Origin of the sequence: Pelagibacterium luteolum, from assembly GCF_900100665.1 — a bacterium.
Lineage (GTDB): Bacteria > Pseudomonadota > Alphaproteobacteria > Rhizobiales > Devosiaceae > Pelagibacterium > Pelagibacterium luteolum.
In genome coordinates, this window is sequence record NZ_FNCS01000015.1 from 59,877 (window position 1) to 76,341 (window position 16,465).

Here is a 16,465-nt window from a genome sequence, read left to right on the forward strand (position 1 = left end):
AACATTGGCGGCGCATCTCGACTGACGGCGAAATCCGCGTGAGCTCGGCTGCTACCGCCAGCATCGCTTAACACCACGGCTCGCGCCGGCCGGTCCAAGTCCGGGCGAGCCCTTCGCTGACGAGAATGTCGCCGGCGTCACGGCCGTTGACGCTCACGCTCGCGAGCGTGCGGCCATAGCGGTCCGTAGCTTGGCGCAGGACCTCGACGCGCTGACCCTGCAACAACTCCGCCAGTCGGTGTTTCGAGCGCTGCGCCAGATCGCTTTCATAGGCACACTGCCCCTCAATCTCCGGCGCATCGATGTTGAAGATGCGGATCGCCTCTGCCTCCTGCGTTATGCCGAGCCGCAGGGAATCCCCGTCCCAGACGCGGATTTCGGCCGGTTCGCACGACAGTACGCAAAGCATGATGGTGACGACGACGTGGCTACTCATTGCTCTTTGTTGTTGTTGCTGATTCCGGAGAGATCGATGCGGATACCGGCCTTGTTCGGGTCTTCCTCCGAAAAAGGTGGCTCCGATGGGCCGGTACCCTCTGCCGCAACCTGCTCGCCCTGCTCCGCTGGCTGCGGCTCGGCAAGCTCGGTTTCGTCGGGATCGGACTCATAGAACACCTGCTTTCCCTCGAACCAGCCGGTCTTGTAGGCGAGTATCGCGTCCTCAAGGGCCTCTTGGGCAGGCGCACCGTACCATTTTGTGACGATGCGATAGACCTTGGCAAAGAGCGCGGTGCCCATGCCGATATTCTTGCAAGAATCGAGAAGGTCCGGGCTGAGCTCGGAGATGTCCTGAATGCCGAGACCGGCCGGATACTGAGTCACTCCTACCCTGACAATCGACTGACCCAAATTCTGCTCGATGAGCTCCATTGCCTCGTCCTCGGTTGACGGCTTCGGTACGAGGATGATGCGCTCCCCTGCCCTGACGGTGACGGTCAGATGGTCGGCGCCACCGGCTTCCTCGATGAACTTTTGGACGATCTCGACCTTGAGGCTGGGATCGGCGCATTGCTGAATCAGTTCGGCATCGATCACGGTAGTTTGCCTCTCCTATTCGTTGAACGCCATCACCAGCGGCAGGCCGAACAGCGAGGCCCATGCCTGCGCGCTCGACCGCTGGATGGCGACAATATTGGTGTTACCGGTCCACCAGGCGTTGCCGGTCGCGACAAGCACATCCGGCGCATGCAACATCGACTGGATGACGGGCCAGATGATCAGCTGCTCGTAGCAGATGAGCGGTGCAACCTTAAGCCCGGCGAACTCGAAGACCGGATTGGCAAAGAACCGCGCATGCGCACCGCCGGTGGTCCAGGGTTGCCACATGGAGACCGGGACCGGCATGCGCTCGCGGTAAAGGATCTCCGCGCCCTCCCCCGAAACCCCGATCATCAAATTGTCGTAGCCGACAGGATCGACGATCGCCGCACCGCCATTGACCATGATGTCGAGACTGGAGAGACCGCGGGTCCAAAGCCGCTCGGTGGTGGCGCTCCACAAGCCCATGGCGCTTTCCGGCAGGATCGCGACGCGCACGCCCTCGCCGGCTGCGGCCTCGGCCAGCCGTATCGTCGAGACCTGCTGATGATAATCGGCATATTGGCCCGATGCGTCGAACTTGAACCTGGTGTTGATGCCCCGCCAGCCGTCCGGCTCGACCGGCGGCGTCCAGTTCGAGGCGGACCAGGCGAAGGCGAGCGCTGCAACGCCGGCCGCTATCGGCCAAACGCGTGTCGTCATCGCAACCAACAGGGCGGCGGTAGCGGCAAGGCCGAACCAGGCCCAGCCCGGGAAGAGAATTCCGGCTGCGGTGATCGGATGCGCCCAGCCGACGATCCCGAACGGCGGCGCGCTCATGAGCACGGCCGCGATCGCGTAGCGAACGGGCTGGCGCCAGCCGCCGCGCGACGTCCACAGCGCAGTATGGACAGCAACGAACATGAGCGAGGCGGCTAGCCAGAGGCCAAGGCCGATGGCGAGCTGCGCCCCGAAAAAGATTGACGCGCCGACCGGCAGGCCGCGCGATGCACCGAGAAAATGCGCAAGCGCGACCAGACCCGCAACCGTGCGCGAAGGAGCGAAGGCCCAAAGCGCCGGGAAGGCTATGCCGACGGCGAAGGCGAGCGGATGCCCGCTCCACCCAATCGCGCCGGTGGCAGCGCCGCCGGCGACGAACAGAATCGCCTGCAGAAGGCTACGGCGCGAAGGTGAGCACTTCCCGTGCGAGCCCAAGGATGCCGTCGGCCGGAATCGGCCCAAAATATCTTGAATCATAGGAACCAACGAAATCGGAATGAAGAAACAATTCTCCCTCGGGCACGATGCCGCCCGACCAGGGCTTCATCGGCCGCCCCTCAGCGTCCTGCGCGTAAACGGTCGAAGCTGCCAAGGGCACGTCATCTATGATGACCTGGTTCTCGACGCGGATGGACTGTCCGGCCAATGCGACGACGGTCTTGATGAGCGGCGCTGTTCCGGCCGGGCAAAGACCTCTGGGCAGATAGAAGCGCTCGCGGGCAAGATCGACGGCGGGACCGGAAGGCGGGCAGATGAACACGCGGTCGCCGACCGCAACCGGACGGTCCAGCGTTTCGATCTGCCAAAGGCCCAACGGATATGAGGGTGTGAAGTTCACCCGATAGCCGCCCCATGCGAAGGCTGCCGCCATCGTTCCCAGGATGACGACGCCGGCGCCGATGATCGCAAGCGCCCTGCCCTGTCTCGTCATCGGGTCACGCCCTGATCGCGGACCTGGCTCTGGGCCCGGGTCTGGCTCACCGCCCGCTCATAGGCAGCAATGCGCTGCGCGGCGCTGAAGCTCGGCCAGGCTGCGACCAGTTTAGATCGGTCGCCCTCGGCGACTTGTGCCGCGGCTGCGTCATAGGCTGGACCCTTGGCCTCTTTCGAGCCAAGGAAGGCGCGTTCCCCAAATCGCTGGTCGAGCACCTTGTTGAGCTGGTCGATCTCTGCCTTCACCATTTTGTCGGCCAGGGCAAAACCGAGCGCGGCCGAAAGGTCGTTGCGATCGATCGCATCGCGGATGCGGTCAAGCACGCCCTGCGCCGATCCGGACAATGCAGGAATGTCGACCCGACTGCGGTCGCGCTCGCGCGACAGCTCCTCGGTGCGAAGATCTCCGATCTCGGCGCGCAGCCGCACATAGCGGGCAAGGTTGTCCTTGAGTGCCGGAACGTTGTTCAAGGCCCGCTGCCGCTCGGCCTTCGCGTCCGATGAGGCAAACATGCCGGTCCTGCCCCGCATCGCGCCAAAGGCCTCCGGATCGCGACCGAGCTGGTCGACGATGCGGCTTTGCGCGGCCTGCCTTTCCGCTTCGTTGGCGCTCATGATTGCGGGAAGGTTCATCGCACCAACAGCGCTATCGGGTTTCTCATAGACTTGGGCAACGCGGTCGCGAAGCTGGGTCCAGGCATGGGTAAGTGTGGCGTCTGACTGCAATTTGGTCTCCACGAGTTGCGGGATGGATTGTGCCCAGGTCGCGAGGCCGCGAATCCAGGCATGGGAAACGGGAGAGGTAGTCGCCATCGCGACAGCTGCTGCCTGACGATCGGCGGCCCGGCCGAACCGCGCGATGAAGCTTGAAAGCCTGGCGGCAGCCGTCTCGAGTCGATCGCGCTGCTCCCTGATCCAACGGAGCTGGTTTTCGACCAGGGCTTTCGCCACGCGCGCGCCGTAGAGGCCACGGCTGTTGGCATAGGAAAGCGCCTGTTGGTAGAGCTTCGACCCGGCGAAATCGAGCGTCGTGTCCTTGGCCCCGCGCTTCGACAGGTTCTGGATGAGCCCGCCCGCTCGTCCGAAGGACCGCCTGCCGTAATAGAGTTTTGCGTCATGCCGGTGGCGGGTCATCGCCACGTAGGTCAGATGTCGGTCGAGCGAGAGGGTCGCCAGCACCTTCACCCGGTCGATGGTAGCGCCCTGGGACTTGTGAATGGTGGTCGCATAGCCATGGTCCACATTGCGATAGAACCGCTGGTCGATCTCCACCCTTCTCTTGTCGTCTCCGACCTCGGCGACGAAGCGTCTCGACTCGGCCTCGACAATGCGGCCGATCATTCCGTTCTTGACGTCAAGAGAACCCTCGTTTTTCAGGAACACGATCTGGTCGCCGGGAGCGAAGTTCCGCATGCCGTCCTCGGTGCGGAAGGCATGGCCTTGCTCGATCAAACCACGCTCGAGGAGCGCGCCGCGTGCCAGCTCGTTCAGTGTCCGCACATCGCGGCGAAGATGCGCAAGGATCAGGCTCGATCGGTTCGGGTCGTAGTCTGCAATCCAGTCGCGGACGAGCGCGCTGACCGCCTGGTCCTTCAACTCCATCCCGACAAGGCGTCCCTGCCCCTGATAGGCGGAGATCGCCTCTCCGATCTTGCCCCGGGCAAGGTCCATCGAGGCATCGCGCATCCACTGCTCACGCTGCCGGTAGATGGTGCCGAGCTCGGCATAGCCGACGCGATTGGCAAGCGAGCGGAACGCAGCGCCGGCCTCGATCGGCTGCAACTGATCGGCATCGCCGACAAGAACAAGCTTGGCACCGGCATGGGCAACAGCAGAAACGAAATCGGCCATCTGGCGCGACGACACCATGCCCGCCTCGTCCATGACGAACACGGTCTTGTTGTCCAGCCGAAGGCGGCCATGCTCCCATTGAAGTTGCCAGGACGCCAGCGTTCGCGAGGCAATGCCCGCCTCCTTCTCCAGCCCCTCGGCCGCCTTGCCCGCGAGCGCACCGCCGACAACGCGATAGCCGTAAGCCTCCCATACTTCGCGCGCGGCCTTCATCATCGTGGTCTTGCCGGCGCCGGCGCGGCCGACGATGATGGCAAGGCGCTCGTCCCCGGTGATGCGTTCCAGGCCGATGCTCTGCTCGTCGGAAATCTGCGCCTGGCCGGCGATGACTTCGGCGCGCGCGCTCACTGATACGCCGAACCGCCCGTTCGTCGCGAGATGCTCGGCCTGGTTCCCCATCTCGGCCTCAATGCGGATCATGTCACGCGTCGCAAAACGCTCCGGCAATCGCTCGCCGGTCTCGAGATCGACGCCCTCGACCTCGATCTTCACCGCCTCCGAACTTCCCATGACGCGCGCCATGAGGTTCGCGAACTGGCCGGGATCATCGACATAGCGATGGAGATGTCTGGCGACATCACGTTCGTCGAAGACGCTCTTCTCGCGCGCGATCACCTCCAGCACGATCTCCGGCCGGCGCTCTATCCGGCGCGCATTCTCGCGCCGCGTTTCCTCGTGCAATGCGAGCCGTTCAAGCTTGGCCTCGCGCCCTTCGGCTTGCCGCTCCCGCTGAATGTTTTTGCTGGCAACCCCGATATGCGAAGTCGGTTCAAGGTCGATACCGCGCTCGGCATAGGAGCTCCCATCGACACGAATGTCATGACCGTTCAATTCGAGATGCTTGTTCTGGGCGCCATACCAGGCTTCCCGCAATGCGAGGAAATCGGCCTTGTCACCGGCCCAGAGCTTGTAAACGATCTGGCCGGATTTCGAACGGACCGGCTGTCCGTCGTCTCCGATGACCGGCACCTTTTTGCCGCCGAAACCTTCTTTCGTCAGCGGGCGCAATGTCGTCATCAGATGCACGTGCGGATTGCCCGGCGCGTCATGATAAACCCAGTCCGCGACCAGCCCGCGCGTGCTCACATGTTCGGCGACGAACTCGTGCATCATCGCGACGTTCTGCTCGGTGGTTAGCTCGCGCGGCAGCGCCAGAATGAACTCTTTGGCAAGCTGAGCGTCCTTGCGGGTCTCGAACGCCTCGACTTTGTTCCAGAAGGCTTCGGACGCGCCGGCAACCGAGCGATCGGCAACAAGCGCCCTCGCCCACTCCGGCGCATCGGCCGGCAACACGAACTCGTCATGGACCATGCCGGGCTTGCGCGAGAAGTCCGCCACCCTGCCCTCGCGCTCGTTCTCCATGCGGGCGCAATGGCGATACGCGGCCGCCGCAACAGCACTTCGGCCTTCGCCACGGCTGATCAGTTGGGGCGTGAAGTGCGTAATCGCCACGGGGCAGGTACTCTCTCGATCCGAAACGCCAATGCTGTTCGGTCGAGCGCGGCCCATACGACCCAAACCTTTGGGGCCGAACGCGGGAACGTTGCTTGCAACGTATTACTGCGCCCTTGGACCGTTCTTCCGAACGGTGGGATTCTTCCCGCAACGCGTAGGCTTCGCCTACCTGTGGTTTTTCGCAGGGTGCGCTGCGCGCACGTCCAATGCGACTCTCCGCATCGCATTGACCATCCATGAAACCGGAGAACCAAGCCGATGAGACGACCCTCTTCCCGTATCCGCGAAGAAATCGAACGCCTGCAGGAGCAGCTGAAGCTTGCCGAAACCAAAGAGGCCGAACGCATCGGCCGGCTCGCGCTGAAGGCAGGATTGGGCGACGTGAACGCGTCCGACACTGAGCTGGTCGCTGGCTTCGAAGAGATGGCAAGGCGATTTCAAGCGGGGACGACACAGAAGGCGCCCGGGCCGGCTGCTCGCTCTCAAGCGGACGCTTCTGATGCATGAACGCCGCTACCGGGCGTCACAAACGGAAGCCCGAAAGAAGGATGCGCGCGAGAAGATCCAACTCGGTGGGCTCGTCGTGAAGGCGGGACTTCGCAGCGAGGATCGTGCCGTCATTCTCGGCGCCCTCATCGACGCGACGGCGCGGCTCGGCGACGCAACAGAGCGCGCACGATTGGCCGCAATCGGAAAGGCGATATTCGAAGATGACAGCTAAGAAACTGATGCTGTTGGCAGCGCCGGCGGCGATGATGTTGGGAGCCGTGCTGGGACTCCAGGGAATTGAGACCTGGCTCGCCGCCTTTGGAACTTCGCCGGAAAGCTACCTGACCCTCGGGCGCATCGGCCTAGCCGTCCCCTACGCCGCCGCGGCCGCGATCGGCGTCATCTTCCTCTTTGCCGCCAAGGGCTCACTTGCCATTCAGTCGGCCGGCCTCGGCGTCCTGATCGGTGGGCTTGCCGCCGTCGCGCTCGCAGCCATCTCGGAAACGCAACGCCTGTCCGACTTCGCCAGCCAGGTGCCGGAAGGAACGCTGTTCTCCTTCCTCGACCTCTATACCATCGGCGGCGCGGCGACGGCCTTCGTCACCGGCATGTTCGGATTGCGGGTTGCACTGCGCGGCAATGCCGCCTTTGGAGCGACAGGTCCGAAACGCCTCTCCGGCCGTCGCGCCATCCATGGTGATAGCCATTGGATGGACAGCACCACGCTCGCTCGTCTCTTTCCCGAAAGCGGCGGCATCGTCCTCGGCGAACGCTATAGGGTCGACGAAGATTCCGTCGCTGGCGTCAACTTCGATCCGCGACGCAAGGAGACCTGGGGCAAGGGCGGAAAGTCACCGCTGGTCTGCTTCGATTGTGGTTTCGGCTCGACCCACGGCATCGTCTTCGCTGGTTCCGGCGGCTACAAGACCACCTCCGTGGTCGTGCCGACGGCGCTCAAGTTCAAGGGCTCGCTGATCGTTCTCGATCCCTCGACGGAGATTGCGCCGATGGTCGCCGCGCATCGCGAAGCGCATGGGCAGGACGTGCTCATTCTCGATCCGAAACGACCCGACATAGGGTTCAACGTGCTCGACTGGATCGGCCGCTTCGGCAATGCGCCGGAGGAAGACATCGCCTCCGTGGCGGCCTGGCTGATGTCGGAAAAGCCGCGTGTCACGTCCGGCGCCGACGATTTCTTTCGCGTCTCGGCCGAACAGCTCATCACCGGCGTTATCGCCGACGTAATGCTCTCCGATCCCGACGATACGCAACGCGAACGCTCGCTGCGCACCGTCCGCGCGCGGCTGGCCGAGCCGGAGGAGACGCTGAAGGAAAAGCTCGCCGATCTTTATCAAAGCTCGACCTCCCGCTTCGTCAAAGAGGTCATCGCGCCTTTCATCAACATGACGCCGCAAACCTTCTCCGGCGTCTATGCGACCGCCGCCAAGGAGACGCACTGGCTCTCCTACGACAGCTACGCGGCGATCGTGTCGGGCAACACTTTCAGGACCGACGACATCGCCAATGGGCGAACGACCGTGTTCATCAATGTCGATCTGTCCACCTTGGAAAATCATCCCGGCATGGCCCGCGTCATCATCGGAGCGTTTCTCAAGGCGATCTACAATCGCAATGGCGATCTCGAAGAGCGCGCCCTGTTCCTGCTCGATGAGGCCGCCCGCCTCGGCTACATGCGCATCATCGAAACCGCCCGCGACGCCGGCCGCAAATATGGCATCACCCTCCTGATGCTGTTCCAGTCGCTCGGGCAGATGCGGGAAGCCTTTGGCGGGCGTGATGCGACCAGCAAATGGTTCGAGTCCGCCTCCTGGGTGTCGTTCTCGGCGATCAATGATCCGGAAACGGCGAAGTACATTTCCGAGCGCTGCGGCATGACCACGGTGGAAGTGAACCAGGTCAGCCGAACCTCGCGCGACATGGGTTCGTCCCGCACCCGCTCGCAACAGCTTTCGCAACGCCCGTTGATCCTGCCGCATGAAGTCACCCAGATGCGCGCCGATGAACAGGTCATCCTGACCGGCGGCAACCCGCCACTCCGTTGCGGTCGCGCCATCTACTTCCGTCGTCCGGAAATGGCCGCGCTTGTCGGCAAGAGCAGTTTCCAACCGAAGACGGAGGCGGCTGCATCCTAAAACGGCAGCCGTCCCGCCCCCGTTTACCACAAGCTCGGGGGCTTCTCTTCGGCGCAATTTGTGAAGCGCGTTCAGCCCCCTCGCCTGCTCCGCTTCGCTTCGCCCCGCCGACGGCGGGGTGGAAAACAGGGACGGCACGGGACTCTGTCCTTGGCCGCCTGACGTCGGCCAGCCGGGCACCAGGCAGGACGACGCGTATGTCGTGCGGCGGATCGCACTTTCAGGTCAGGACCAGGCTCCACCACTCGTGGGCGACCGCCATCGATGCCGTCATCCTCTACCGCAAGTAGGATTTAGAGCACCGCAAGGGTGGCACTGACTCGCTGCCGTTATTCGTGCTGGCCGCGGTCGAGTTCGTGCATGTGGAAGGGTGTCCCCTTCCGGAAGATGTTCCCGAACGCCCTGAGCGCATCCGCGAACTGAAGGACCTGAACGACCGGCGCGGCGGCAACGCTTGAGAACCTCAAGGCAGCCACTCATTTCGCCGAGAACTTCCTGCACGACAGAGGTCACTACTACGTCCTGCCAGCCGGACCATACGGTCAAGACCTAGATGGACACCATGTCCGCCACGCGCGGTCGCCGTCGCCGAAAGGGCGATCGAGGCAGGAGAATGCAGGGAGAGGGTCGTCCTCGTCGAAGTCGACAAGATCGAAAGGATGGTGGACACCTACCCGAACTATTTCGGTGACGTCAGCCGCTTCGTGCGGAACCTACAGCTGGCCTGTCTAGGCAGGCCCGGGATCGAATACACTGTTGCACCGCAGGAAGTCGGACGCCCGCGGGAACTCCAGAAGCCGGGTTTCGGTGCGCTCTTCAGGCGCTACACTCGCTGGATTGAAAAGTCGCACCTAGCAGGCCCTAGCTACCGATCGGGAGATTTGCCCATTTCCGACGCGGATCCTCCCGATCGGTAACTACAGATTGCCGGAAATCATGGCGCTGTTAGTATCTCGGGCCAGAACTGAGGGGATGCATGCACGAACACATCAAGGGCATCGTCGAGAACCGGTTCTTTGAGGTCTGCACACCGGAAATGGCTTACGCATGGCTGCGAGACCAGCCCCCTGCGAAAGGATTATACCGCAATCGCTATTCCAGGATCGGAGAAGCCAGCGACCACGAGAAGGTACTGCTCGACCGTAATGATCCGCTCATCGACTACGGACTTGCGAGGTATGGTCGCTCCGACGAAGTCGCAGAGGCTCTGTATGTTCGGCTGGGGCATGCCGACCGATGCGTGATGCGGGCATGCCACGAGTCTGGTGGCGGCCCTGAGACTTTCAACATCGCCGGGAAGATATCGTCGGATGCCCAAGAGGAGATGAAGTCCTGGGTGACAAACCCCAATATCGGTGACGACGCCTTCTCGGCACTCTTCAACCGCGAAGGCGTCTTCGAGAAAGCGACCGATGACCAGTGGATGAACCTGCTGCAATGGGCGGGGACTAACCAGCGCCTCGCGACCCCATACGAGTCAGCGTTCCTCGACGGTTGGGACGACTACAGCTATCGGAAGGTCTTCCACGAAGCGTGGAAGCTCGCCGAGTCGGTCCCCGTCACGCAGGAATGGGCAGGCACGCTGGATGCGCTCCTACAAAACATGGTGCCCGAAGCTCATGATCTCGATGTATCGAAGGCCTTGGAGCGCTGGCGCATCGACGATCCTGAGAATGAGTCGAAGGCATGGCACAGCCAGTCGCGTTCCTGGTATCTGCGCACTCACGTCGCACGGCTCGACAAGGCATCAGCATCACAGCTGGCATCAGACGATTCGGCCGTCCGCGCCGCCTTCTACAGTAGCTTTAATCCTCAGTCTTTCCCGAAGTGGCCAACCTACCTCGAGAAGGACGGTGAACTCTTCTTCCATTACGTCGTCAACAACGAGATGCTGTGGCGGACCACAGAGGACAGGCAGAAGCTGTCGGATGTCGCATGGTCGGTTCCGGACCCCGGGTCGCACATGGATGCGCCGAACCTTTTCCGCGCATTCGAGGAACGGATGCGGACACAGCATCCAGACTGGTTCGCTGAGGAACCAGAGGAAGCCGCCCCCCGGCGGAAGTGGTTCTGACGGAAGCAACCATGGACTGGGGAACGATAGGTTTGATCGCACTCGCGACGACGATAGGCACGGCCTCAGCTTTCCCGGTCCGGGCCGGATGGACAACCTATTGAAAAGCTCACAGCTAGCGAAGCGGCTTCTTCTTCACGTAGGCCCAAAGGTCTGCGTCAGTCTCCGACCCTCGTGCCCCGATTTCGATGAGCAGGCGCGCGGTCTCATCCTCCGAACATCCGATCACATTCGCCATTGTGGATCTCTTCCGCCAAGTCGTGCCGGTGGGCATATGGTCCAGCATATCCTTCAGAAGGTCCTTGCGGGCCTTGTCGCGTGCCGTCGCGACCGCAGTGTCCCATCGGTGTTTCAGGTATTGGGCGATTAAGGTCAGCAGGCCTCCGACGACTACGCCGATGATACCAGTCCAGAATTCACCGGTGAACATGCAGACCTCCCTTCCTTGCCTAACGCCGAATAGAGCCGCCACACATTCTCCGCGTCAATCCGCAGCGGCATCGGCCAGTCCGGACTGCGACAAGAATCCGCTGACGGCCTCCTCGGCCGCACGGATCGCCTCGTTCCGGTCCGGCGCGCTACGCCTTGCACCGATGCCCACCAGCCAGGACGCGTACCTCATCCACAAGCCGGACGTCGGTCCCGGTATACCTGGGCGACCGGACATACAGCGAGGAAGCCCGCTATGCCAGCATAGCTGAAATGCCGCACTCCAGGCGGCATGGAACTATCGGGTGGGGCCGTGCCTATCGAGAGACCGTAATTGCGCCCTAGAGCGCTCCTGGGCCTGGGCCCGATCGAGCGAATTCAGCACGCCTCTCGCTTCCTCGAGCTGTTTCTCGTCGACGCTGTGCCTGGTGGCGAGTGGACCGAGGTTCTTGCCCGAGCGCAATGCTGCCAGATCATCACCGAAACGGCGCTCGAATGCGCTCGTGGTCTGCCGCAACTCGACCTTGAGGTCGGGCGACAGCACATCACCTCGATCAAGCGCGCTCATGAGTTCGACGCTCGGCCGCGGGATCTCCACGCTCGCCCGCCGCACTTCGTCATGACGGTGCTGCAGCATCGTCTGCCGGATACCATGCACGATCTTGAGGTAGCTCTCGGCGAACCCGCGAAGGCTGGGCTGTGCAGCGATCGCTTTCCGGTGTGCCTCCCGCTCCTGCCGGCTGGCAAGAATAGCGTCCCTGCCGGTAAGCGGCCCGAACCGCTCTGGAGCGTCCCGTAAGTCCGAAATCACCTGCCGATTGCCGATCTCGCCGTTAAGAGCGGCATTCTGGATGATTTCCACCACCGGCCGGTAGTCGGCAAATACCGTCTTTGCCGTGGTGACAAGGCGTTTCATCGCCTCGGTGGCGCTTTCGGAAGCGGCGAGCCGTTCTTGCAGCTCGGCCTTGGGAACGGCCGGGGCGAGGGTACGGCCGGGAAGCAATACAGCCCGCTCTGCTTGCCCAATGTCGGTCCGGCTTTGGGCCTCCATGCGCGCCTGGCCCTGCTCGCGCGCATGTTCGCGTTGGCGTGCGTCGGTCAGGATGCGTGTCAGGTAGTGGGTTTCACCATGGGTCCCGACCACCAGCGCATGACGGACGTATTCAGCATTCGCGCGGATCAGCTCGCGGTCCAGCGCGAAGCCCTTGGCCGCCGCAAACTGGTGCATGAAGGTCATGGTCGTGCGCGTATTGCCTTCCCGGAACGGATGGATCTTCCACAGGTCGACAATCATGCTTGCAAAAGCGGCCATGTCCTGCGGCCGCGACAGATCCCTGAGCCCCGACCAGTCGCGGCCATTGAGTTGCTTCAGGTGGTGCTCGGCCTGGAGGCGCGCCAGATGGAACGGCGCGTATTCGACGCTGCCGCCACCCAGCTTCTCCTCGGCCTTGACCATATCGATGCGGCGGATTTCGCCGGCGAACGGATACACCGGCGCAAAGATGCGCCGGTGTATCTCCAGCAGGTGCGCGAGGCCGAATTCGCCCTTGACCGGATTGTCGTAAAGACCCTTCAACGTCTTCAGGGTCTCGCGACGCTCCTTGCTATCGAGTTTGGCCTGATCCCTGATGTTGAAATGATTGATGAGGACTGTGGTGCCCGGATAAAGATAGGGGTCACTCATCACGCGGCACGGGCACGCCTTGCTTCGACATAGGCATCGCCCAACTGATCGCAATCCTCGCCACTCAATAGCCCGGCCTCTTCACACAGGACGAGGAACTGTTCGAACAGGTTCGGCTCATCCCGCGACACAGCCATTGCCGAAAGCGCGGCCTTGTGACCATCGGTCAGCATCGCTTCGACGATCAGCTCAAGCGGCTTCTGGTCGAGGGTTCTGATGACCTGTTTGGCAAGCCGCAACGCATGTGCGCGATCTGCGACAGCGGGGCTTTCCATTAGCGTTGCGGTCATGTTTCAGGCTCCTGTAACTTGCTCGTTTGTATAGCCGAAATTCGGCTCGAAAACCAGTCTGCGCGGTCCTTTTACCACCGGGGCCGGGCATCGCCTCGGACAGCGGTTTCAAGTTGAAGGCCCCGCCGTTTCGGCGGGGCCTTCAGGCTGACGTGATCAGTCCCGGTTCGGTCGGGACCAGATCAGCTGAAGGCCTTCCTCGCCTTCCACCTCGATCAGGGTGGCGTAGATCGGAGCGGGGAAGCTCGGATCGTCCAGCTTGACCGAGAGGTAGTCGCGGCCCTCGTTGGAGGTCTTCTGCCAGGCTGCGCCCAGTTCGACATTGGCCGCCGCGAAGATGCGGAAGTGCGGACCTTTGTCGGAAGGGTTCTCGACGCGGACCAGCTTGGCCTTGACGTTGAGGTTGAGGGTCTTGATCGTGCCGCTGAAGCCGCTGCCGGTCGAGGTGAAGGTGCCGATGGTAGCCATTTGTCTCATTCCTTTGATTTCTCGGGCCGCGACCATCGCGACCTCGATGGCGGTCGACAGACTGGAGGCGGTCGACCCGCACCCCGAAGGGGCCGGAATGAAATGGAGGGCGGCCGGGAGAGACTTTCTTGCCCCGCGAGGAATGGCCGCGAAACCCGGGCCCCCGCGCGACTTGTCGCGTGGGGTGGTTTGGCCAGGGGAAGAAAGTCGAGACCGGCGGTTGCGGGACAAGAGCGAGACCGAGCGCAGCGAGATCGCCCTTCGGTCAGACCAGCCACATCGAGGACGCAGGTGGGCGTGCCCGTCGCAGAAACAACAGGAATGAAGACGGGCTTCATCGGCATCACCGTCCGGATTCCCGTGCGGCGAGGCCCCATCCCCATCCCAGCCTTCAGTTATGACCAGCCCACGACGGAGTTCCCGAACGGCAACGGTCGGGTCTTCGTATCAGGCTGCCTCCGCAACCCTGGCCGCCGGCTGAAGATCGTGCAGGTAGGTGGCTGCGCGTTGTGCATGCGCAGCGGCCGAGAAAATGAAACGCTTCTCGTTGGAGAGCACCTCGAGCCAGGACGCGAGGTAGCTGGCGTGGTCCGGCCGCGGCTCGAGCTCCGGCACGATGCCGAGATCGGCGCAGAGGAACACTGATCCCAGCTCGGCGATCAATTCCTCGCGGCTGCGCTCGCTCCGATCCTTGTGGTAACGGCTAAGATCGCGGTTGACCCGGTGGGCCGGAGCTGTCCAGTGGATGGTCTCGTGCGCCCTGACGGCAACGAAGGATTCCGCGTCGCGGAAGCTCTCGAAAACCGGGAGCTGGATGTGGTCGTACGATGGCGCATAGAATGCCCTGGCGCCGCCATAGACGACCCTGGCGCCGGTCGCGTCAAAGAACGCATCGGCGTGGGCGATGCGCTTGACGGGATCGATCACGGGCGGCGGCGCACCATAATAGTGGTCCGGCAATCCCTCGATCTGGTCAACGTTGAAGACGGAATAGGCTTTGAGGAACGGGATACCGCGCTCGACCTCATCGCCTTGGCTGTCGGTCTCGGTCCTGGTGAACTGGCTGGCATAGACGACGGTCGAGCCGGTCTCGCCTTTTCGGACATGCCCGCCAAGTTCGACAGATTGTTTGAACGTCATCCATATCGGCGAGGCAAACCCTCGTGCGACCGCCTCCGACCAGAGCAGGATGATGTTGATGCCCTGGTAGGGTGTTCCGTTGTGGCGCAGGGGCCGCGTGATGCGGCCGGCGGTGTTGGCAGCACTCCACGGCTTGACCCATGGGCGAACGCCTTTCTCCAGATCCGCGACGATGCGGTCGGTGATCTTCGCGTAGATGTCGACGCTGCGTTTGCTGTCTTTCCTGTTCATGGTTCGAACCTCCATTCGAGGCCGCGCCGATCGCGGCCGTCACGAGGTCCGCCCGCGAGAGGACCGCAGGTCCGCGAACCCGGGAGGATCAATCGGAAGAAGGAGAGACGTCGCAGCCGGGCCGGAACGGCAGTGGAGGACGGCATCGCCGTTTCGCGGAACGAGGACCGGAGCAGGACCATCGATCGTGACGGCCGCGATTGCGCCGGCCTCGCCATGGGTCTCCCTGTTTGCTTCCGTCTTCCGGTCCCGGTCGCGCCAGCGGCGTCAGCCGCGACATAAAGAAGGGCCGGCACCCATCGGGTCCGGCCTACGAAGAATCGGAAAGGAAAGGGCGGAGCCGAAGCCCCGCCCGTACCGGCTATCCGAGAGCTGCCATCTGGAGATCGGCGGCCTGCCGGCTGACGGTCTGGCCGGGATTTTCCGGCTGGCGCTCATAGGGCTTCCAGCTCTCGCCGACGATGTGCTCGTAGGCCGCGACCGCCCCCTCGGCCGCCATGCGCAGGGCGTGAGCCTGGGTCCCCATGTCGGCGGCGAATTCGCGCTTGCGCTGGGCGGCGCTGTCGAACCCGACCGGGCCGTCGCGATCCTCGTCGCGCATGTCGTTGGCGAGCCGGGCGGTCGCGTCCTTGGCCTCGGTAACGGCCTTGGAATAGAACTGCCCCGCTCCGAAAGCGGACCCGACATAGGAACCGACGATCCGCTGGAGATGGATCTGCATGGCCTTGTCGGAAAGGCCTTCGGAGAGGGCGTCGGCGCTTTCGATCAGGGTGCGCTCGTGGAACTCCCGGATACCGTCGCTGTCGAGGACGGCAAGCCCGAAACTCTCGGAGATGAGTGCGGCCTGGTTGGCGTCGGGGCAGCACAGGCGCACCATTTCGAGGGTGGTGCCCTTGCGGAGTTGGACGACGCGAGCCTTGGCCTTGGTGGAGCGGGTTGAACTGGACATGAAGCAATCCTTTCTAGCGATGCCCTTCGGGCGATCCGGCCCCGTGCCGGTCTCCCCTGCGGGTGCGGTCAAAGAGAACCGGCGGAAGCTGAACGCTTCAGGGTCCGGGGCCTGCCAGGCGAGCAAGGTTGGCTTGCGGACAAGCGGGGCTAACAGCCCTGCGCGGAACGCGGGCCGGCCTTGTCGAGATCGGCGGGCTCCGGCCGCATCGCGGCGCAAAGCGGCCTTGAAGGGACCAGCCGCCGGTTCAGACCGCAGCAAACCCGCCGGGGAGACCGGCACGGGGATGGTTCCATGAGATTGGCTCGCGCGAGGAAGTGCGACAGATCAATCCGCTTCCGACGGCAGCACGGTCGGGCAGCCGCCGCGCGGCTCTACCCGGATATTGCCCCGCTACCCGCACAGCCCGCCACACACGCTCCCGGACAGGGCTGCCCTCCCGATTGCAGGTCAGGGCACGAGGAATCGCGCGTGGAGATGCGCGGGGAAGGATCAGGCCGCGCGGAGGCCTGCCATATCCGG

The 16,465-nt window shown here is 63.2% G+C and carries 16 protein-coding genes; 4 read left to right on the forward strand and 12 right to left on the reverse strand.

The features are described from left to right. Positions 1-67: 67 nt before the first annotated feature. Genes BLR31_RS17100 through traA form a run of 5 tightly spaced genes read right to left on the reverse strand, consistent with a single transcriptional unit; the run spans position 68 to position 6,033 of the window. Positions 68-436 (reverse strand): thermonuclease family protein, encoded by a 369-nt coding sequence (locus tag BLR31_RS17100; RefSeq protein WP_090598161.1) that lies wholly within the window; start codon positions 434-436, stop codon positions 68-70. Continuing rightward, positions 433-1,035 carry a TraH family protein gene (locus BLR31_RS17105; protein WP_090598164.1) on the reverse strand — a complete coding sequence of 201 codons (603 nt, stop codon included), beginning with the start codon at positions 1,033-1,035 and terminating at the stop codon, positions 433-435. Before BLR31_RS17105 ends, BLR31_RS17100 begins: the two co-directional genes overlap by 4 nt. Before the next feature lie 15 nt (positions 1,036-1,050). After that, complete coding sequence (locus tag BLR31_RS17110; protein WP_244505114.1) at positions 1,051-2,232, reverse strand: conjugal transfer protein TraB; 1,182 nt, start codon at positions 2,230-2,232, stop codon at positions 1,051-1,053. Then, positions 2,195-2,728, reverse strand: a complete 534-nt coding sequence (gene traF, locus BLR31_RS17115; RefSeq protein ID WP_090598168.1) for a conjugative transfer signal peptidase TraF — start codon at positions 2,726-2,728, stop codon at positions 2,195-2,197. The genes BLR31_RS17110 and traF overlap by 38 nt, the downstream gene beginning before the upstream one ends. Then, positions 2,725-6,033: a Ti-type conjugative transfer relaxase TraA gene (traA, locus tag BLR31_RS17120; RefSeq protein ID WP_090598171.1), complete on the reverse strand. Its 3,309-nt coding sequence runs from the start codon at positions 6,031-6,033 to the stop codon at positions 2,725-2,727. The genes traF and traA overlap by 4 nt, the downstream gene beginning before the upstream one ends. 261 nt (positions 6,034-6,294) lie before the next feature. Here traA and BLR31_RS17125 point away from each other — a divergent pair, with 261 nt between their 5' ends. Genes BLR31_RS17125 through traG form a run of 3 tightly spaced genes read left to right on the forward strand, consistent with a single transcriptional unit; the run spans position 6,295 to position 8,678 of the window. Then, positions 6,295-6,543: a TraC family protein gene (locus BLR31_RS17125; protein WP_090598173.1), complete on the forward strand. Its 249-nt coding sequence runs from the start codon at positions 6,295-6,297 to the stop codon at positions 6,541-6,543. Continuing rightward, positions 6,536-6,757 carry a conjugal transfer protein TraD gene (gene traD, locus BLR31_RS17130; RefSeq protein ID WP_090598175.1) on the forward strand — a complete coding sequence of 74 codons (222 nt, stop codon included), beginning with the start codon at positions 6,536-6,538 and terminating at the stop codon, positions 6,755-6,757. Before BLR31_RS17125 ends, traD begins: the two co-directional genes overlap by 8 nt. Further along, positions 6,747-8,678 carry a Ti-type conjugative transfer system protein TraG gene (traG, locus tag BLR31_RS17135; protein ID WP_090598177.1) on the forward strand — a complete coding sequence of 644 codons (1,932 nt, stop codon included), beginning with the start codon at positions 6,747-6,749 and terminating at the stop codon, positions 8,676-8,678. Before traD ends, traG begins: the two co-directional genes overlap by 11 nt. A 329-nt stretch (positions 8,679-9,007) precedes the next feature. Here the strand turns inward: traG and BLR31_RS21780 are convergent, their stop codons facing one another. Beyond that, positions 9,008-9,154 (reverse strand): hypothetical protein, encoded by a 147-nt coding sequence (locus BLR31_RS21780; protein WP_176762730.1) that lies wholly within the window; start codon positions 9,152-9,154, stop codon positions 9,008-9,010. 500 nt (positions 9,155-9,654) lie between these two features. Between BLR31_RS21780 and BLR31_RS17140 the strand changes: the two genes are divergently transcribed. Beyond that, on the forward strand, positions 9,655-10,752 hold the full coding sequence (locus BLR31_RS17140; protein ID WP_090598179.1) for a hypothetical protein: 1,098 nt from the start codon (positions 9,655-9,657) through the stop codon (positions 10,750-10,752). 115 nt (positions 10,753-10,867) lie between these two features. On the opposite strand, the gene BLR31_RS17145 is transcribed toward BLR31_RS17140, so the two are convergent. From BLR31_RS17145 to BLR31_RS17175, 6 genes are all read right to left on the reverse strand, one after another. Beyond that, a complete protein-coding gene (locus BLR31_RS17145) occupies positions 10,868-11,182 on the reverse strand; it encodes a hypothetical protein (protein WP_090598182.1) in 315 nt (104 codons plus the stop codon). 297 nt (positions 11,183-11,479) lie between these two features. Continuing rightward, a complete protein-coding gene (locus BLR31_RS17150) occupies positions 11,480-12,865 on the reverse strand; it encodes a Fic family protein (RefSeq protein WP_090598185.1) in 1,386 nt (461 codons plus the stop codon). Continuing rightward, entirely contained in the window at positions 12,865-13,155 is a 291-nt protein-coding gene (locus BLR31_RS17155; protein WP_090598187.1) for a hypothetical protein, read from the reverse strand. Before BLR31_RS17155 ends, BLR31_RS17150 begins: the two co-directional genes overlap by 1 nt. A 156-nt stretch (positions 13,156-13,311) precedes the next feature. Next, positions 13,312-13,623 carry a DUF736 domain-containing protein gene (locus BLR31_RS17160; RefSeq protein ID WP_090598207.1) on the reverse strand — a complete coding sequence of 104 codons (312 nt, stop codon included), beginning with the start codon at positions 13,621-13,623 and terminating at the stop codon, positions 13,312-13,314. A 447-nt stretch (positions 13,624-14,070) separates the two neighbouring features. After that, positions 14,071-14,994 carry an ArdC family protein gene (locus tag BLR31_RS17170; protein ID WP_090598192.1) on the reverse strand — a complete coding sequence of 308 codons (924 nt, stop codon included), beginning with the start codon at positions 14,992-14,994 and terminating at the stop codon, positions 14,071-14,073. Between the two features lie 361 nt (positions 14,995-15,355). Next, positions 15,356-15,943 (reverse strand): hypothetical protein, encoded by a 588-nt coding sequence (locus BLR31_RS17175; RefSeq protein ID WP_090598195.1) that lies wholly within the window; start codon positions 15,941-15,943, stop codon positions 15,356-15,358. Positions 15,944-16,465: the final 522 nt, after the last annotated feature.